Below are 19,280 nucleotides of genomic sequence, written 5' to 3'. Positions count from 1 at the left end.
TAAAATAAGAGATAATTCTTTATTTTGTTAAAAAAAGGAACATTTAAATTTAGAGAGGGTGTATACTGGCATGAAAAACGAACTATCTCGCGCCCTAACTCATCGGCATGTTCAGATGATCGCGATCGGGGGGGCGATCGGGACAGGGTTATTTCTTGGTTCTGGAAGTGCGATCCAAAAAGCAGGTCCAGCCATTATTATTGCCTATTTAGTAGCTGGTATTTTTTGTTTTTTGATGATGCGTGCGATCGGTGAATTGATCTTATCAGACACTTCGAAGTCATCGTTTATTGAATTTGTACGTGAATATCTTGGAGTCAAATGGGAGTTTGTTGTGGGCTGGACTTATTGGCTTTGTTGGGAAAGTTTGGCTATGGCAGATCTAACGGCAAGCGGGATCTATATTCGCTATTGGTTTCCTAATATTCCACAGTGGCTCACAGCTTTAGTGATCATTTTGATCTTGTTAGCTTTTAATCTGCTCAGTGTTGGTGTTTTTGGTGAACTTGAGGCATGGTTCTCAAGTATCAAAGTCATGGCGATCATTGCTTTGATCGTAACGGGGCTAGTTTTATTAGTTACATCGGCTAACGTGGGAGGACATCAAGTCCAATTGAGCAATCTTGTCGAATATGGTGGACTATTTCCCAAAGGATTTTCCGGGTTATTAGCAGCCTTTCCGATGGTCATTTTTGCATTTACAGGGATCGAAATGGTTGGGCTGACCTCTGGGGAAACAGCTGATCCAGAAAGTGATCTTCCAAAGGCGATCAATACGTTGCCACTACGGATCGGTCTTTTCTATATCGGTTCGATGTTTGTTTTGATGTGTATCTACCCGTGGAATGAGATCGCAACGACTTCCAGTCCTTTTGTCCAAGTCTTTTCTGGGATCGGGATCAAGATCGCCGCTGCCGTGATCAACTTTGTTGTTTTAACAGCAGCCCTATCGGCATGTAATAGTGCGATCTTTAGTACAAGTCGAACTCTTTTTGTTTTAGCTAATAGTGGCCAAGCTCCTAAGCGGATGGCTAAAGTAAGCAATCGGAACGTTCCGGTGAGTTCACTTGTTTTTTCCTCATCGATCTTATTTGTTATCGTGATCTTGAACTATGTATTACCAAGCAGTATTTTTGATATCATTTCTGGTGTTTCAACAGTTAGTTTTGTTTTTGTCTGGATCATTTTAGTATGGTGTCATTATAAATATCGCCAACAAACACAAAAAGTAAGTAAAGTCTTTCCAATGCCACTTTACCCATTCACTAACTTTTTGACGATCATCTTTTTTGGTGGTGTCTTGATCTTACTTGCTTTTGATAAGAGTACTTTGACTTCGCTTATCTTTGCGATCATCTGGTTTGTGATCTTGTTCATCACTTCAAAATTTATCGCAAAAACAGAATAAAATGATCAAGTCTAGGGAGATAGAAGACCCTAGGCTTTTTTGGTAAAATTAAAGCATAAATAATTATGATGTGAGGTAAAATAATGAGCGAGCAGACGATGAAGTCTAAGATGTTGAAAGGCTCAGCTTGGATGACAGCAGGAAGCATTATCTCAAGAGTCTTAGGAGCGATCTATATCATTCCTTGGTATAGTTGGTTTGGAGCAGATAAGCTCCAAGCTAATGCGCTCTATACTAAAGGCTACACAGTCTATAGTATTTTTCTAATGATCGCGATCTCGGGGATCCCATCAGCTGTTGCTAAGCAAGTTGCCCACTACAACTCGAGAAATGAGTATCAAGTCTCAAAAAGACTTTTTAAGGCGAGTTTAGTAACGCTTTTTTTAGTAGGCGCGCTATGTACACTTGTTTTTTGGTGGATCGCTCCATATATTTCGCAAGGGGATCTAAAAGTCGTTCCAATCTACCGCTCACTTTCGATCGCACTTTTAGTGATCCCTTCGATGAGTCTTTTACGGGGATATTTCCAAGGTTTTCAAGATATGGCACCTTCAGCTCTATCTCAATTGATTGAGCAGTTAGTGCGGATCATTTATATGTTAGGAGCAACGTTTATTACCGTCAAAGTTTTAGGTCGTTCATATGAAGCAGGTGTTTGGCAGTCAACGTTTGCTGCTTTTATAGGAGCGATCGGGGGCACATTACTGCTCATCATTTACTATTTGAAAAAGCGACCTAAGTTAGTTCAGTTAGAGCAACAAAGTGCAAATAAATTACAGATCTCAGATCAAACATTATTAAAAGAAGTACTATACCAAGCGTTGCCGTTTATTTTTATCGCTTGTGCGATGACGATGTTCAATTTAGTCGATCAATTTAGCTTCCCTGTGATCTTGAAGCAAGTAACTTCGTATAGTTATGAAACGATCAATGGGTTATATGCTTTGTTTGCAGGTAATGCAAACAAATTGATCATGATCGTTGTAGCATTATCCACGGCGATGGCAACAACAGCGATCCCGTTATTGAGTGAAGCAGTTACTAAAGGTGAACGTGAATTGACACAGGAGCAACTTTTAGGTGCCTTAGAGCTACTTTTTTTTGTGATGCTTCCAGCGGTTTTAGGGATGGCAGCAGTTAGTCGTCCGTTATATCTTGTTTTTTATGGCTATGATCAAACAGGGATCTATGTCTTAGCTGTTTCAGCTTATATGACGATCGCCATGGGGTTATTTAATGTGCTAGGTTCTCTATTACAAGGGATCTATGAAAATAAACAAGCGATCAAATATACTGCCATAGGCTTATTGCTAAAACTCATCTTACAGTATCCGTTGACAGCTTGGCTTCATGTTTTTGGACCGATCGTTGCAACTGGGATCGCGATGATCATTGCAAGTTATTTGATGTTACGCTTTTTATACTATAAATATGATCTACCAACCGCAAAATTACAGCAAAATTTCAATCGACTATTAAGTTATGCACTTTTGATGTTTGTTATTGTCTTATGTTTGACTTGGGGGTGGCAGCTGATTTTCCCGGGAAATAGTCGGATCTTAGCTTTAGTAGAATTGTGTCTTTGTGCAGGAGTTGGCGGCTATTTATATTTGGGCTTATGTTTGAAGAGTCGGTTGCTCCAACAGATCTTAGGGGAAAATGTTGCCCATAAACTGACGAGATTGATAAAATTACGTTTACGGTGAGGAAATAAAAATGAGATTAGATAAATATTTGGCTGAGGTCGGCTTAGGAACGCGTTCAGAAGTTAAAAGGCTTTTGAAAAAAAAGCAGATCACAGTCGATGGCAAGTGCATAGTTGATGGAAAAAAGCAGATCGAACCGACTGAAGTAGAGGTCTGTTATGCGGGAAAACCATTGCGTTATCAAACATATTACTACTATATGTTCAACAAGCCTCAAGGTGTTTTATCAGCAACTGTTGATAAAGCGCAAAAAACGATCATCGAGCTATTAACTCCTAGCGATCAAAGACCAGATCTTTTTCCAGTGGGACGCTTAGATAAAGATACGACTGGACTTATGCTTGTTACAAATGACGGTGCCTTGGCCCATGAGCTTTTAGCTCCTAAAAAGCATGTTGCTAAAACTTACCGCGCTAAGCTAGCAGGGATCGCGACTGAAGAAACGATCGCAACTTTCAAAGCACCGCTCACATTAAAAAATGGCGAGGTAACGAAACCAGCGCAGTTAAAGATCCTTTCTTATGATCACGATCAAGCTGAAAGTCTAGTAGAGATCACGATCACTGAAGGTAAATATCATCAAGTCAAGCGAATGTTTGCAGCTGTAGGGCTTCATGTTTTAGAATTGAAACGTTTAAAAATGGGGACTTTAAGCTTAGATGAGAAATTAAAAGCTGGTCAATATCGGGCCTTGACGCCACAAGAATTGGCCAGCTTGAAACAAAAATAAGTTAGTTATTTTGAATATCGTGCCATAAAAAAAGGGATCTGGGAACTTAGGATCGTTGGTAAGACGACATAGCGTGTTTGCGCAAGTTCGCTAGCTACAGCACTATGGAGATAGACTGCTGCTTCTAGCGCTAATGAGCGCTCGACTTGTTTGAATTGCCCAAGAAAAGCTGCGATGACCCCCGTTAAAGTATCTCCCATTCCGCCAGTCGCCATGTAGGGACCGCCGATCGTTAGCTGTGAGATCGTGCCATTTTGGTGATAGATCTCACTTTGGAATTTTTTTAAAACGACAGTAGCGTGTAATTTTTGTTGGACAGTTTGATTTTTGGTAGGATCTTTTTGGTCTGTGATCTTGATCTGTGAAAGACGTTGCCATTCCATTTGGTGTGGTGTTAAAATCAGAGGACATTTTGGTAATTGAGTCTGTAATTTTGGATATTTAGCGAGAAGTGTGAGTGCAGTTCCATCAATGATAAGCGCTGTTGTTGGTCGGATCTCCAAAAAGAGAAGTTCTAAGATCTCAATCGTTGTTTGACTTTGAGCTAAGCCAGGACCTACAACGATCACATCAGCGCTTGAGATCTTTTCAACTAAAGCAGCTTGATCAGTATAATCAAGAAACATCGCTTCTGGGATCAAGGTATGTAAAGCAGTTTTGTTTGTAGCTGAAGTCGCGCATGTTACTAAGCCAGCGCCACTGTGAACTGTAGCACTAGTTGCCATTAGAGCTGCGCCTCCCATTTGACTTGAACCGGCGATCAATAAGATCTTACCATAATCACCTTTGTGACTATTTAAAGGACGTTTACAAATAACTTGGTCTAGGATCTTTTCTGTAATGTATTTCATTGCTTTGTGGGCTGGGTTCTCAATGATAAGCAGCCGTTGTCAACACCTTTCTTTTTTGCTATATCTTGATTGTAACAAAGAAAGCAGTCGTTATATAGTTAAGTGATAAGGTGAGCAAAGAGTTCTAAAGAAAAATATGCTAAAATAGAATATGACCGTATAGAAAAGTAAAGGTGGTTTTTTTATGGCAATCAATTGGCAAGCCGAAGCAAATAAGCATAAAGAAGATTTGCTCGCAGATTTAAAAACAATGCTCGAGATCGAAAGCGTTCGAGACGAAGCAAACAAAACAGCAGAAGCACCACTTGGTCCAGGACCAAAAGAAGCTTTAGATAAATTTTTAGAGATCGCAAAGCGGGATGGATTTGAAACGCTTGAGCTTGATGGCTTAGCTGGACATATCGAATACGGTGCTGGTGATGAAACTTTAGGGATCTTAGCTCATGTGGATGTAATGCCTGCTGGTGCAGGCTGGAATACAGATCCTTTCAAACCAGTCATTAAAGATGGACGTTTATATGCGCGGGGCGCTTCTGATGACAAAGGTCCAAGTATGGCAGCTTACTATGCTTTAAAGATCGTAAAAGAGTCTGGCTTACCTGTTTCAAAGAAAGTTCGTTTCATTTTAGGAACAGATGAAGAAAGTCAATGGCGTGGGATGACTCATTATTTTGAAAAGATGCCCCAGCCAGATTTTGGCTTCTCACCTGATGCTTTTTTCCCGATCATCAATGGTGAAAAGGGAAATGTCAGCTTTATCGCTGAAGTTGCAGGGACAAACGGAGGACAAGTCGAACTATTGAGTTTTGATGCTGGTCTACGTGAAAACATGGTCCCACGCGATGCAGAAGTCTATTTAAAAACAACGCAAGATAAAGAGATCTTACAAGCATTTGATGCTTTTGTGGCAGCTAATCCGATCACAGGGACAGCTTATCGCAAAGGTGACGCGCTTTATTTGCATATCATTGGAAAGGCAGCACATGCGCAAGAACCACGTAATGGTGAAAACGCAGCTACTTATATGGCAACCTTTTTACAACAATTTGCTTTTGGTGGCGCTGCTGCTGCATTTATCAACTTTACAGCAGATTATTTACATCGTGATTCACGGATGGAAAAATTTGGGATCGCTTATACTGATGAGATCATGGGCGATCTGACGATGAACTCTGGGATCTATAATTTTGAAGCTGGTAAAGGTGGTCAGATCACCTTGAACTTCCGTTTTCCAAAGGGAATGGATGAAACTGATATCAAAAATGGCTTAGAAAAAGCAGCTACACCTTTAGATATCACCGTAAAACGCAGTGGAAAATTACAAGTGCCACATTATGTTTCCCCAGAAGATCCAATGGTCAAAACTTTACTTGATGTATATCAAGAACAGACTGGCGAGCCAGCAAGCGGTAAAGTTGTTGGTGGGGGGACTTATGGTCGTTTGATGGAACGTGGTGTTGCCTTTGGAGCGATGTTCCCAGGTGTACCAGATACGATGCACCAAGCAAATGAATTTATTCCAGTCGATGATCTTGTTAAAGCAACGGCGATCTATGCCCAAGCGATCTACGAATTGATCAAATAATTACTAAAAAACGGTCAGACATAACAGTCTTGACCGTTTTTTAGTAAATGCTTGACTTGAACTTTGCTAAAAAAAACAAAGTGACGTAAAATATAAGTAGTGAAAAGATGAGGGCAAGCGATAACTTCAGGGAAAGCTAAGTGTAACTGAAGCAGTTAGCGCCAAGATCGAATTGATCGTAGTCACAACTTAACACAGTGGCTTTCGGTCGGGTCAAATGTTGCTTTGACAGTCTGATCCAACTCTTTGCTAGCTAGTGTTGAGCCCATCGACGCTACGTGTACGCCTTAAAAATTTAGGAAAGGGAAACTGTACTTTCCAAATTACATGCAGGAGTAAAGAGCGATGTTAAAGAAAAGTTTTTTGAGAAAGTGTTTGACCCAACCAGATCCACAAAAAACACTTTTTCAAGTGTTAAGTCGACGTGAAGAGCTCTTTTTAAATGTTGATAATAAGTTGGTAGCTAAACTAGACGATGATAGAAAGCTACATAAGATGCTCAAAACGCTTTTACGGATGAAGACCAAGAATAATCGGCGTGAGATCATCAATATCGATCAACATAATTATCGGATATTTTTTTAATGAGGTGAAGTAAGTGTTTTTAACAACTGGTGAGATCAATCGAACATATACGATCAAAGGGATCGTTAATGCAACTGTCAAAAAAACTTTGACAGCCGAACAACTTGATGAGGTCGATAACTATGATGATCTCTATAAAGAAGTCGAAGCGCTCCTTATCGAGCGCGCTGTTGCTAAAGATGGCGACGGGATCATTGGCGTACGTTTTGAACCACAGATCGTCCGAGTCTCAGTTGGTCCTAAATATTTGATGCTCCATGGGTATGGAACAGTGATAAGTTTTCCAAAACGTTGAGCTAAAGCTTGACTATTCGGCCCATTGGTGTAAAATATAAGGGTCGATGCCACTGTGGCGGAATTGGCAGACGCGCAGCGTTCAGGTCGCTGTTTGGTTTTTCCAAGTACAGGTTCGACTCCTGCCAGTGGCATATAATACTAGGGTTTATCAGAATGATATAGCCTTAAAAAGCTACGGAATGTGTCTTAGATCAACTTTTCAGTTTTATCTAAGGCACTTTTTTAGTAGCTAAATCGCTCCAGTAAGTCGACTATTTGCTCATCTTAGTATCAAATATGAACTATGATCGGTCGAAAGACCGTCACTAGATGGAAAATGCCATACCCGAAAAAATCGGGCGTGGCGCTTTTTTGTGTTATACTAGTACAAGGTTTTAGACCCCTAGTGGTTCATGATCGCTCGAAAAAGAAAAACCAAGTAGGAACAGCGAAATTGTTTCCCAGTTCTCCAAAATCTTCCCCAACTTTAGAGTTAGGTAGGGCTTTATAGATTTGATTTTTTGAATATAAAGTAGGTAAAAAATTCACTCTATAAGATCTGCAGTGGCAATAGCGGTTTGTGATCAAAAGTTCTTTACTATTTCAGATCGATGTGTGTTTCAAATAAAGCGAGCAGTTCTATTTGAAATACCTCATATCAAAGTGCTAAAGATCGTGTTTAGTTGTCGTCAGCGACAGAAGCGTATAAAAATGTTATAATTTAGTATACGGAAGAACACTTACTCTTAGAGAGAACGGAGGACTTAGAATGATCAAACAAGAATATCAAAATATTTTAATACCTGTCGATGGTTCCAAAGCTGCTGAAAAAGCACTCGAACGTGGTGTTGAGATCGCTTTGCGTAACAAGGCGCATGTGGACATTTTGAATGTGATCGATCTAAAGCAATTTTCGGTCAGTTTTTCAGGAATGATCGATGCCAATGGAGACGCAGTTTATCAAAGTTTTGAAGATGTTGAAGGTTACTTGAATAAATTGGTCGAGCGTGTCCATGACTTAGGGTTAAAGGATGTTTCAGCGCATGCTCGCTTTGGTTCTCCACGAGGGATCATCGCGCGTGAATTTCCTGAAGATCATCAAAATGATCTGATCATAATGGGGGCGACAGGTTTAAACCCAGTTGAAAGATTATTAGTGGGATCGGTGACAGGTTACGTAACTCGGGTTGCAAATTGTGATGTGATGGTCGCCCGGTAAGAGTCACCTCCCAAGAGAGGTTCAAAATGCAAATAGATACGATTTCTTTGATAATTTATGCAGCGTTATTTATATTCACCGGATATAATTTGAGTTTAGCTTGGAAGTTAGCTAAACTACAGACTCAAAAGCTTTTACGCCATCCGGCTGAACTTGACCGCCAAGAAAATGAACAGCTTCAGTTGCTTAGCAAAGATAAGCGTCGTTGGAGTATTTTAGGGAGAGTCTTTTTTTGGGGGACGATCTTAGTTGCTTTAACTGGTGATCTAACGGAAGTTGCTTTCTTTTTGACGCTCTATTCGATCTGTAACATTATCGTTTTGCGGAATAATATTACAACGATCAATATTTTAGCAGTTAAGTAGGCAGGCTCGATGACTAAACAAAATTTCAAACAGTATTGTACGTTTCTTTTACAAGGTAGTGTGAGTTTGTTTGTCTTGTTACTCTTAGGGAGTTTAGTTGTCACCCAAGGGCAACGTTTAGGTCTATATTACTACTTTTTAAGTAATTATTTTCTCTTGTATCCATACAATGAGCGTTGTAAATTTCAAACACGTTTGCAAACGCGTGGAAATTTACAACGTTCACGACGAAAACAACCTGAAATGACTCGGCGAAAACAGGAGAGTGATCTTTTAAATCGGTTGGCACTCAACTTTTTGACAAGTTGTGTCGATCTTTTACTCGCACCGTTTTATTTTTTGCAAAATTATTTCAAAGAATAAAGGACGACTCAAGGAAAGCTTGAGTCGTTTTTTCATCTGCATTAAGGAATTGTTTAATTAAATACTAATTGTTTATAAAACATTATCAAAACTTATAGTTTATGATAGAAGAATTTTAAAAACATATGTTAAAAAATGATGAAAGCAAGCTAATTTTTGCTGTTGACTAATGATATAGTGCTTTGCTATAATCTCTATATTCTAATATATATTTTCAGAAAAATTATAGGGGGATTTCTATGGGTAAACTATGGAGTAAGATGACGCAAAAAAAAGATCCTAAGGAATATCAGCAAAAAGATGCACATCTACTTCAAGTGTTAGGTGTCAGGGACTTTTTGGCGTTAGGTGTAGGGACGATCGTTTCGACATCGATCTTTACTTTACCAGGGATCGTTGCAGCGCAACATGCTGGTCCAGCCGTGGTCTTATCCTTTTTAGCAGCTGCTATCGTTGCCGGTTTAGTAGCTTTTGCTTATGCTGAGATGTCTTCAGCTTTACCATTTGCTGGTTCAGCTTATTCATGGATCAACGTTGTTTTTGGTGAAGGGTTTGGCTGGATCGCAGGTTGGGCTTTGATCGCTGAATATTTTATTGCGGTAGCTTTTGTGGCTTCTGGGCTTTCAGCTAACTTACAAGGACTTTTGGAACCAATTGGCTTTAAATTGCCAGCTCAACTTTCAGCTGCTTTTGGTTCAAATGGCGGGATGATCGATGTTATTGCTATTTTAGTTATCGTGATCGTAGCGTTCTTGCTTTCACGCGGGACGTCTAACGCAGCTCAAGTCGAAAATCTATTAGTTATTTTAAAAGTAGCTGCGATCTTAGTTTTCATCGTTGTTGGTGCGACAGCGATCAAATTTTCAAATTATCAGCCTTTTATCCCACCACATAAAGTCAATCCAGATGGAACTTCGTTTGGTGGTTGGCAAGGGATCTATGCCGGGATCTCCTCGATCTTTCTCTCATATATTGGGTTTGATTCGATCGCAGCCAATGCAGCCGAAGCAAAAGATCCAGCTAAAACGATGCCACGAGGGATCTTAGGTTCTCTTTTGATCGCCGTAGCTCTTTTCTCAGGTGTATCACTTGTATTAGTCGGTATGTTCCACTACACGAACTATACGGGTAATGCTGAACCTGTTGGTTGGGCGCTACGTCATGCTGGTCATCCGATCGTAGCGACTGTTGTACAAGCGATCGCAGTTATCGGGATGTTTACAGCTTTGATCGGGATGACTTTAGCGGGTTCGCGTCTCTTGTATTCATTTGGTCGTGATAAGCTCTTGCCAAGTTGGTTAGGTGAATTAGATCAACGGAATTTACCAAATCACGCTTTGATCTTGCTGTCGATCGTAGCGATCTTTTTAGGGGCTGTTTTCCCATTTAGTTTCTTATCGCAGCTTGTTTCTGCAGGAACATTGATCGCTTTTATGTTTGTAACACTTGGGATCTATAAACTACGACCACGTGAAGGTAAAGATCTGCCTGTTCCAGGTTTTAAGATGCCACTTTATCCTGTTTTGCCAGCGGTAGCTTTTATCGGAGCTTTATTAGTCTTTTTAGGGCTCGATCATATGGCCAAATTAGTGACAGGGATCTGGTTTATTTTGGGGATCTTAGTGTATATCTTTTATGGAATGCATGCGACTGACCAAGAAGATTAAAATATAACGAAATGACCGCTGGTTAACTAGCGGTCATTTTTGATTTTATTTAGGAAGCATCAAAGTCGTATTAGAATAATGGGTGAGCCATTTTTTACGTGTGACCCGTTGTTTGAAAGTTGCAAGTGAGTTTTTTTCAAGGTAAGCAGCCGTTGGGCGGATCGTTTCAGAGAAAAGATCTTCTAAACCATATGGAGCAATAACTTCAAACCCATTTTCAGTGTAGGTCACACCAACTGCGCTACAAGTTTCAGGAAAATTTGTTAATACTGTGTCTAATTCAGTCGTTGTTGGGAATTTTTGGTTTTTAAGACTGATGTTAGTCAGTTCCCATAAATATTTCGAATGGCGTTGATTGAGTTCGGTTTTGTGCGTCAAATACTCTTCATATGATTCATTAGGGTCACAGTAGTAAATATCTAAATTGCGAGTGATGAGGTGAAAATCAAGCTTTTCTTGGGTACACCAGACGTAATCGCGGAGTGCGCCTGCACAAAGATAAGCATTTTTCAGGTGCATCTTGGCTAAGATCGAAAAAACTTCTGCAAATTCATGTTTATTTTGGATAAGTGTGATCAATTGATTATCAAGTGTCATAGTAATAGATTAAGTTGATCCTTTCGCAAAAATATTAATAACAGTATCTATGATAATACCATAGCTCAGCTTTTTTTGACAAAGATGTATCATCTTACGCAAGTCGTTACTATTTTGTAACACAAATTTAAAAAAAGGTAGTTAACAAACTGAGCTAAAAGTGTTAAATTAATCAAGTCAAGATAAATATGTTTTTTGGGAGGCTTTGTGATGGGCAATAAGCTTGATATTTTACACGAGTATCAATTAGCAGATCAAAAATGTGCTGAGCTCAACAATGTTTGCGAAAAATTACATGGAACTAAACGTAATAACCATTTAGTCGCAGTTTATGACGAAAAATTAAAACAGACTGAAAGTGAACGTGATCACTTACGGGTCATTTTACAAGCGATCGACGCTGCGGAAGATTGATCAAAAGAAGATAAGTAATACAAGGGTGACGGTAACGCCATCCTTTTTTTTACTTTTAAAATGCTAGGCGAACGTATTTTCATAAGTTCTTTAAAAATGATAGAATTAATAATATATTGCTCGGCTCAAATGATAGCCACTCAAAGAAAGGAATTTTAGGATAGATGCCGCAAAAAACGAAAAATACACCGATGATGGAACAATATCTTGCCGTAAAAAAGCAATATCCAGATGCTTTTTTATTTTATCGGCTAGGTGACTTCTATGAGATGTTTTATGAGGATGCGGTCAAAGGTTCGCAACTGCTAGAGTTGACTTTGACTGCTCGAAATAAAAATGCGGTCGATCCGATCCCGATGTGTGGGATCCCGCACCATGCTGCTCAAAATTATATCGATATTCTAGTGGAAAAAGGCTATAAAGTTGCGATCTGTGAACAAGTCGAAGATCCTAAAGCAGCCAAAGGAATGGTCAAAAGAGAAGTCGTGCAACTGATCACGCCTGGAACGATCATGGACCAAAAGAATGGGGAAGCAAGCGAAAATAATTATTTAACGGCGTTACATGAAGAGCAAGAAAAATACAGTCTAGCGTATGTTGATCTTTCGACCGGAGAGATCAAAGTTGCGACTTTGACGACACGTGATGCACTCGTAAATGAATTGTTGAGTTTGAAAACGCGGGAAGTCGTGATCGATGAGACTGTTTCACAACAGACTAAGCAAATTTTGGATAAATTAAAACTTCTGACTTCAGTTCAGGACACAAAAGTCCTCACTGCTGAAGTTTCTTATGTGACCCAAACGATCAGCGTGGCTGCTGAAAAAAACGTGTTAGAGCTACTGTTGGCCTATCTCTTAGAGACGCAAAAACGCTCTTTATCACATTTACAAAAAGCAGTACATTATGAACCATCACACTATTTGAAGATCGATCATGCTGCACAACGAAACTTAGAATTATTGCAAAATCTCCGGACTGATCGCCGACAAGGAACTTTATTGTGGCTTTTAGATAAGACTAAGACGGCGATGGGCGGGCGTTTGCTCAAACAGTGGATCATGCGCCCTCTTTTAGATAAGGAAGTGATCATCAAACGTCAGGCGATCGTTGAAAATCTATTGGAAAATTATTTTGAACGAGCAAGTTTGACTGAACAATTGACGAAAGTTTATGATCTGGAACGTTTAGCGGGACGAGTAGCTTTTGGGAGCGTTAACGGACGCGATCTGATCCAGCTCAAAACTTCGTTAGAACAAGTGCCACAGATCCGTTATCTATTAGAACAACTTGAGCCTAAACTCTATGCTGAACTTTTAAGTGAGCTTGATCCTGTTGAAGATGTCGCTGATCTGATCGAGCGGGCGATCGTTCCTGAACCGCCGATCTCAGTGACAGAAGGCAATTTGATCCAAGCAGGGTACAACACTGAGCTAGATCAATATCATGATGCGATGCGTAATGGGAAAAAATGGCTTGCTGAACTTGAAGCTAGTGAGCGAAAAAAAACAGGGATCGCGACGTTAAAGATCGGGTTCAATCGTGTTTTTGGCTACTATATCGAGGTCTCAAAAGCTAATGTAAGTAAATTAGAAGAAGGGCGTTATCAAAGAAAACAAACACTGGCCAATGCCGAACGTTTTGTTACCCCGGAATTAAAAGAAAAAGAAGAGTTGATCTTAGGGGCTGAGACGAAAGCATACGATCTTGAATACCAATTATTCAAAGATATTCGTGAACAGATCAAAGATCAGATCGAAAGACTTCAAAAATTAGCGTCTAAGTTGGCAGAGTTAGATGTCTTGCAAAGTTTTGCTAATGTCAGTGAAGAAAATCATTTTGTACGCCCAAAATTAGCAACTACAAGTCAAACGTTGCAGATCAAAGATGGCTGGCATCCAGTTGTGGAAAAAGTTTTAGGTAAGCAGAGCTATGTTCCCAATGATGTTTCATTAGCAGACGAAACAGATATTTTACTGATCACAGGGCCAAATATGTCTGGTAAAAGTACTTATATGCGGCAACTAGCTTTAAGTGTCGTCATGGCACAAATGGGCTGTTTTGTGCCAGCTAAAAGTGCAGTAATGCCGATCTTTGACCAGATCTTCACCCGGATCGGGGCAGCTGATGATTTGATCTCAGGTGAATCGACATTCATGGTCGAGATGAAAGAGGCTAATGAAGCTTTGCAACACGCGACTGCTAAAAGTTTGATCTTGTTTGATGAGATCGGACGGGGAACAGCAACTTATGACGGGATGGCGCTTGCCCAAGCGATCATTGAATATTTGCATGATCATGTACACGCAAAAACGCTATTTTCGACCCACTATCATGAATTGACGGCGCTAGAAGAAGAGCTACCGAAGTTGACTAATATCCACGTAGGGGCAGTTGAAAAAGATGGTGAGCTCGTCTTTTTACACAAGATGCAAAAAGGCCCGGCCGATCGTTCTTATGGAGTCCATGTTGCTAAACTTGCCGGGATGCCATCAGCGCTTTTGACCCGAGCCGCTACGATCTTAACGACTTTAGAGGGGCAAGCAAATGAGGGCCTGCAATTTGAAACGCAAGCAGAAGAGATCAAGGAAGCTGAAATTTCAGCAAATGATACACAACTTTCGCTCTTTGAACCGGAACTTGTGTCAGCATCAAATTCCAATGAAACAGAAGTGCTAGCAGAGTTGCATCAAACTAATTTGATGGCATTAACGCCAATGGAAGTGATGAACAAAGTTTTTGCTTGGCAAGAAAAATTAAAAAATGAGTAATCGAATTAAGGTGGATTTATGGCAAAGATACATGAATTATCCACGATCTTAGCCGATCAGATCGCAGCCGGCGAGGTCGTTGAGCGACCAGCTTCGGTCGTTAAAGAATTAGTTGAAAATGCGATCGATGCTAAAAGTACACAGATCGATATTTACGTCAAAGATGCAGGAGTAAAAGAGATCACTGTGATCGATAACGGCGAAGGCATCTTACAAGAAGATGTTGCATTGGCCTTTTTCCGCCATGCTACAAGTAAGATCACAGATCGAAACGATCTTTTTCAAGTCAAGACGTTAGGTTTTCGTGGCGAGGCCCTGCCAAGTATTGCTTCGATCGCTGATGTTAAAGTTGAAACAGCAAATATTGCTGAAACTGAAGGAACATTTTACCACGTTCGTGGGGGCAAGACGCAAACTAAACGCCCTGCAGCTAAGCGAGTGGGTACAAAGATCACTGTGACCGATCTTTTTTATAATACGCCAGCACGTTTGAAATATTTGAGTTCACTTCAAACGGAATTAGCAGCGATCAGTGACATCGTCGATCGTTTAGCTCTAAGTCACGAGCAGATCGCTTTTTCGCTTTACAATAACGAGCGCCGCCTTTTACAGACTGCTGGTAATGGTAAACTACAACAGACGATCAGCGCGATCTATGGGGTCCAAAACGCGCGACAAATGTTAGAATTTTCAGGGCAAGATAGCGATTTTTCAGTAAAGGGCTATATCTCATTGCCTAAATTGACGCGGGCTTCGCGAAATTATATCAGCTTATTAGTCAATGGAAGATATATCAAAAATAACCAGCTGTTAAAAGCGGTCTTGAAAGGCTATGGTTCTAAATTAATGGTCGGGCGTTATCCGCTCGCAGTTATCGATATCAAACTTGATCCGCTGTTAGTTGATGTCAACGTGCATCCGACTAAACAAGAAGTTCGGATCAGCAAAGAAGAGCAGCTCTGTGAGCTCGTGACGCAGGCACTAAAGGAGCGGTTAAGTCAAGAAAACTTGATCCCCAATGCCTTGCAAAATATGACGTCAAATAGGCCAAAAACAAAAGAAAAAGTGACCCAGTTAGATCTGACTTTGGCTGAAACGCAAAGTAACTATCAAACTAGACCACAAAAAAGGCATAGTACAGCTGAAGTAACGCAAGTCTTATTAGGTGAAGCTCTCAAAAAAAACGTCTCACCAAAGGTAGAGGTGACAGTTGAGCCAGTGATCATTAAAGATAAGCAACAACTGAATTCGCCACAATTACAAAAATGGGATGAAAAGTATCAAGTTACATTGAATAAAGAAAAAAAGCCGCTTGAATCAGTCGAGCTGACAGAAAAGCCTGTAAAAGAACGACCTAAATTCCCTGAGCTGACATATATCGGGCAACTTCACGGGACTTATTTGCTTGCTCAAGCCGAAGATGGCTTATATATCGTTGATCAACATGCTGCACAAGAACGGTGTAAATATGAGTATTACCGGCAAAAGATCGCCAACGTTCAACAAGTCCAACAAACTTTATTAGTGCCGCTCGTTTTGACTTACCCGACAAGTGAGGCGTTAAAGATCGCAGAAAACCGTGAAAAATTAGCTAAATTAGGGGTCTGGTTGGAAGATTTTGGGCAAAATACGTTTATCGTTCGTAAACACCCACAGTGGTTCAAAAAAGGACAAGAAGAAGAGATCGTAAAAGAGATGATCGAGTGGTTTTTAGCCGATCAACATTTGACTGTTGCTCAAGTACGCGAAAAAACAGCGATCATGATGAGCTGTAAACGTTCGATCAAGGCTAACCATCACTTAGATGAACTACAAGCTAAAGCCTTGTTGGAACAATTGAAGACCTGTGAAAACCCGTTCAATTGTCCGCATGGGCGCCCGACACTAGTTCACTTTAGTCCGACTGATCTTGAGCATATGTTCAAACGGATCCAAGATCAGCATGTTTCAAAAAGAGCAGACCTTTAAGAAAGATCTGTGGTAACATAAGAAAGTATGAGTAAAAAAGATGTATGAATATATAATCGGTAAGATCGTTAAGATCACTCCGCGCTATCTTGTTTTAGAGTGTAATGGGATCGGCTATTTGATCTACGTTGCTAACCCATTTCGGTATCAAGTCGATCAAGTAGCTGAACAAAAGATCTATGTCCATCAAGCAGTGCGGGAACAAGAGATGACACTCTATGGTTTCTATGACGAAGCTGAAAAACAACTCTTTTTAAAATTGCTAAATGTTTCTGGGATCGGTCCTAAAAGTGCCTTAGCTATTTTAGCAAGTGAAGATCACAGTGGATTGATCAATGCGATCGAACAAGAAGATGATGGCTATTTAACAAATTTCCCAGGGATCGGTAAAAAAACTGCTAAGCAGATCATTTTAGATCTGAAAGGCAAGTTGACAGAACTCACCCAAGTACAAATGTTAGGCCAACAAGGGATCACGTTGACGAAAGAACCGACGCCATATTTGACAGAAACATTAGAAGCTTTAAATGCTTTAGGCTATACTAAAACAGAGGTCAAAAAGATCGCTAAAAAGCTGGAAGATTATCAAGGTGATTCGACCGATGCTTATTTACGCCAAGCTTTACGTCTATTAATGAAAAAATAAATAAAAAGAAAGGATGACAGCTATGGAGGATGAGCGCTTGCTTTCAAATGAGCTCGAGCAAAGTGAACAAGTAGCGGAATATAGTTTACGTCCAAAAGAGTTGCAAAGCTATATCGGGCAAGAAAAACTCAAGCAAAAGATCAATGTCTATATTCAAGCTGCTAAACAGCGTTCTGAGTCGCTCGATCATGTTCTGCTCTATGGACCACCAGGTTTAGGGAAAACGACTTTAGCAACGATCATTGCTAATGAACTTGGAGTTGCGATCAAAACGACAACGGGACCTGCGATCGAGCGCCCAGGCGATCTCGTGGCACTGTTAAATGAACTTGAACCAGGTGATGTCTTATTTATCGATGAGATCCACCGAATGCAAAAAAGTATTGAAGAGATCTTGTATTCGGCGATGGAAGATTATTATATCGATATCATCGTTGGGCAAGATGCGACTGCTCATCCAGTGCGCTTTCCGTTACCACCATTTACATTGATCGGAGCAACTACCAAGGCGGGAATGTTATCTGCGCCTTTACGAGCGCGCTTTGGGATCGTTGAGCGTATGGATTACTACACTAAAGAAGAATTAGCGCAGATCGTGACCCGTTCAGCCCAAGTTTTTGAGACTCAGATCAGTACGACTGGGGCTTTAGAGATCGCTAGTCGTTCGCGAGGTACGCCTCGGGTCGCTAATCGCTTGTTAAAGCGTGTCCGAGATTTTGCTGAAGTTGCACGTAAACCAGAGATCGATCTTGAAACAGTCCGCTATGCTTTGACGATGCTTCATGTTGATGAAAAAGGTCTGGATGAAACAGATCACAAAGTCTTGCATACGATGATCGAACTTTATGGTGGCGGACCAGTTGGTCTCAATACTTTAGCGGCTAATTTAGGTGAAGAAACAGAGACGTTGGCCGATATGATCGAGCCATATTTGATGCAGATCGGTTTTATCAAACGAACTGCACGGGGACGAATGGTGACCCCAAAAGCTTATGAATATTTAGGGATCCCATTTACCCAAAATTGATTGAAGGGTGATTTTTTTGACAGACAAACATTTAACGACGGAAGATTTTGACTACTATTTACCAGAAGAATTGATCGCACAAACGCCTTTAGAAGAACGCGATCAGTCGCGCATGCTCGTGTTAGATTCGAAAACAGGTGCCTACCAAGATGACTATTTTTATGATGTGATCGATCATCTTGAGCCAGGTGATGCGTTAGTGATGAACGATTCTCGTGTTTTGCCAGCACGGATCTATGGCGTAAAACCAGAAACAGGTGGACATTTAGAAGTATTACTATTAAATAACATTGAAGGCGACAAGTGGGAAACTTTAGTCAAACCAGCTAAGCGTGCTAAAGTCGGCACAAAGATCAGTTTTGGTGATGGCGCTTTGACTGCGACCGTTTTAGAAGAATTAGATCACGGTGGTCGGATCGTAGAATTCCATTATGAGGGGATCTTTTTAGAAGTTTTAGAAAGTTTAGGTGAGATGCCTTTACCACCATATATCAAAGAAAAGTTAGACGATCCTGAGATGTATCAAACTGTTTATTCAAAAGAAGTCGGTTCAGCAGCCGCTCCAACAGCTGGGCTACATTTTACTAAAGAATTGCTAGAAAAGATCGAAGCTAAAGGTGTTAAATTAGTTTATTTGACGTTACATGTTGGTCTGGGGACTTTTAGACCTGTTAGTGTCGATAATATCGAAGATCATAAGATGCACAGTGAGTTTTATCGTCTCTCCAAAGAAGCTGCGCAAACGCTAAATGAAGTCAAACAAAATGGGGGCAAGATCGTGGCGACAGGAACGACTTCGATCCGAACGCTTGAAACGATCGGTTCCAAATTCAATGGTGAGATCAAAGCTGACAGTGGTTGGACAGATATTTTCATCAAACCAGGTTATGAATGGAAAGTCGTTGATGCTTTCATTACGAATTTCCATTTGCCAAAATCAACGTTAGTGATGTTAGTGGCCGCCTTTACGGGGCGTGAAAATATTTTACGAGCATATGAACATGCAGTTGCAGAAAAGTATCGCTTCTTTAGTTTTGGCGATGCGATGTTTATCTACTAAAAGGAAAGGAGCGTGATCGATCGTTTTCAAGATCGGTCACAA

General features: G+C 40.5%; 18 protein-coding genes and 1 tRNA gene. 17 read left to right on the top strand and 2 right to left on the bottom strand.

The genetic code is table 11. From position 1 onward, the window contains the following. Window positions 1–70: 70 nt before the first annotated feature. The 3 genes from QFX10_RS00540 to QFX10_RS00530 all read left to right on the top strand — a co-directional run bounded on the left by QFX10_RS00540 (window position 71) and on the right by QFX10_RS00530 (window position 3,844). The gene (locus QFX10_RS00540; RefSeq protein WP_280606346.1) at window positions 71–1,408 is read left to right on the top strand and encodes an amino acid permease; all 1,338 of its coding nucleotides are present in this window, start codon (window positions 71–73) and stop codon (window positions 1,406–1,408) included. 98 nt (window positions 1,409–1,506) lie between these two features. After that, on the top strand, window positions 1,507–3,114 hold the full coding sequence (locus tag QFX10_RS00535) for a putative polysaccharide biosynthesis protein (protein ID WP_280606345.1): 1,608 nt from the start codon (window positions 1,507–1,509) through the stop codon (window positions 3,112–3,114). A gap of 10 nt (window positions 3,115–3,124) precedes the next feature. Continuing rightward, complete coding sequence (locus QFX10_RS00530) at window positions 3,125–3,844, top strand: pseudouridine synthase (protein ID WP_280606344.1); 720 nt, start codon at window positions 3,125–3,127, stop codon at window positions 3,842–3,844. 5 nt (window positions 3,845–3,849) lie between these two features. Here the strand turns inward: QFX10_RS00530 and QFX10_RS00525 are convergent, their stop codons facing one another. After that, a complete protein-coding gene (locus QFX10_RS00525; RefSeq protein ID WP_280606343.1) occupies window positions 3,850–4,695 on the bottom strand; it encodes an NAD(P)H-hydrate dehydratase in 846 nt (281 codons plus the stop codon). A 184-nt stretch (window positions 4,696–4,879) separates the two neighbouring features. Here QFX10_RS00525 and pepV point away from each other — a divergent pair, with 184 nt between their 5' ends. The 8 genes from pepV to QFX10_RS00485 all read left to right on the top strand — a co-directional run bounded on the left by pepV (window position 4,880) and on the right by QFX10_RS00485 (window position 10,755). Then, window positions 4,880–6,280, top strand: coding sequence for a dipeptidase PepV (gene pepV / locus QFX10_RS00520; protein ID WP_280606342.1), 1,401 nt, complete (start codon window positions 4,880–4,882; stop codon window positions 6,278–6,280). A 345-nt stretch (window positions 6,281–6,625) separates the two neighbouring features. Next, a complete protein-coding gene (locus QFX10_RS00515) occupies window positions 6,626–6,865 on the top strand; it encodes a hypothetical protein (protein WP_280606341.1) in 240 nt (79 codons plus the stop codon). 13 nt (window positions 6,866–6,878) lie between these two features. Further along, the gene (locus tag QFX10_RS00510) at window positions 6,879–7,160 is read left to right on the top strand and encodes a hypothetical protein (protein WP_280606340.1); all 282 of its coding nucleotides are present in this window, start codon (window positions 6,879–6,881) and stop codon (window positions 7,158–7,160) included. A 48-nt stretch (window positions 7,161–7,208) separates the two neighbouring features. Beyond that, window positions 7,209–7,293: transfer RNA gene (locus QFX10_RS00505), tRNA-Leu, on the top strand. 617 nt (window positions 7,294–7,910) lie between these two features. Then, complete coding sequence (locus QFX10_RS00500) at window positions 7,911–8,360, top strand: universal stress protein (protein ID WP_280606339.1); 450 nt, start codon at window positions 7,911–7,913, stop codon at window positions 8,358–8,360. A gap of 26 nt (window positions 8,361–8,386) precedes the next feature. Continuing rightward, window positions 8,387–8,725 carry a hypothetical protein gene (locus QFX10_RS00495; protein WP_280606338.1) on the top strand — a complete coding sequence of 113 codons (339 nt, stop codon included), beginning with the start codon at window positions 8,387–8,389 and terminating at the stop codon, window positions 8,723–8,725. Between the two features lie 9 nt (window positions 8,726–8,734). Beyond that, complete coding sequence (locus QFX10_RS00490) at window positions 8,735–9,088, top strand: hypothetical protein (RefSeq protein ID WP_280606337.1); 354 nt, start codon at window positions 8,735–8,737, stop codon at window positions 9,086–9,088. Window positions 9,089–9,327: 239 nt separating this feature from the next. Then, window positions 9,328–10,755, top strand: coding sequence for an APC family permease (locus QFX10_RS00485; protein ID WP_280606336.1), 1,428 nt, complete (start codon window positions 9,328–9,330; stop codon window positions 10,753–10,755). Between the two features lie 45 nt (window positions 10,756–10,800). On the opposite strand, the gene QFX10_RS00480 is transcribed toward QFX10_RS00485, so the two are convergent. Then, entirely contained in the window at window positions 10,801–11,352 is a 552-nt protein-coding gene (locus QFX10_RS00480; RefSeq protein WP_280606335.1) for a nucleotidyltransferase family protein, read from the bottom strand. Between the two features lie 210 nt (window positions 11,353–11,562). On the opposite strand from QFX10_RS00480, the gene QFX10_RS00475 reads away from it, so the two are divergent. The 6 genes from QFX10_RS00475 (at window position 11,563) to queA (ending at window position 19,238) form a co-directional block, all read left to right on the top strand. Beyond that, entirely contained in the window at window positions 11,563–11,766 is a 204-nt protein-coding gene (locus tag QFX10_RS00475) for a hypothetical protein (protein ID WP_280606334.1), read from the top strand. Between the two features lie 164 nt (window positions 11,767–11,930). After that, entirely contained in the window at window positions 11,931–14,537 is a 2,607-nt protein-coding gene (gene mutS / locus QFX10_RS00470; protein WP_280606333.1) for a DNA mismatch repair protein MutS, read from the top strand. 18 nt (window positions 14,538–14,555) lie between these two features. Beyond that, window positions 14,556–16,505, top strand: coding sequence for a DNA mismatch repair endonuclease MutL (gene mutL / locus QFX10_RS00465; RefSeq protein ID WP_280606332.1), 1,950 nt, complete (start codon window positions 14,556–14,558; stop codon window positions 16,503–16,505). A 40-nt stretch (window positions 16,506–16,545) separates the two neighbouring features. Continuing rightward, window positions 16,546–17,151, top strand: a complete 606-nt coding sequence (gene ruvA, locus QFX10_RS00460) for a Holliday junction branch migration protein RuvA (protein ID WP_280606331.1) — start codon at window positions 16,546–16,548, stop codon at window positions 17,149–17,151. Between the two features lie 22 nt (window positions 17,152–17,173). Further along, window positions 17,174–18,178, top strand: a complete 1,005-nt coding sequence (gene ruvB / locus QFX10_RS00455; protein ID WP_280607286.1) for a Holliday junction branch migration DNA helicase RuvB — start codon at window positions 17,174–17,176, stop codon at window positions 18,176–18,178. Between the two features lie 16 nt (window positions 18,179–18,194). After that, a complete protein-coding gene (gene queA / locus QFX10_RS00450; RefSeq protein ID WP_280606330.1) occupies window positions 18,195–19,238 on the top strand; it encodes a tRNA preQ1(34) S-adenosylmethionine ribosyltransferase-isomerase QueA in 1,044 nt (347 codons plus the stop codon). The last annotated feature ends 42 nt before the right edge of the window (window positions 19,239–19,280 follow it).

Source organism: Ligilactobacillus faecis, from assembly GCF_029889745.1.
GTDB classification, from domain to species: Bacteria; Bacillota; Bacilli; order Lactobacillales; family Lactobacillaceae; genus Ligilactobacillus; species Ligilactobacillus faecis.
Note: the sequence above shows the minus strand (reverse complement) of the source record. Positions and strands in the feature narration are given on the sequence as shown.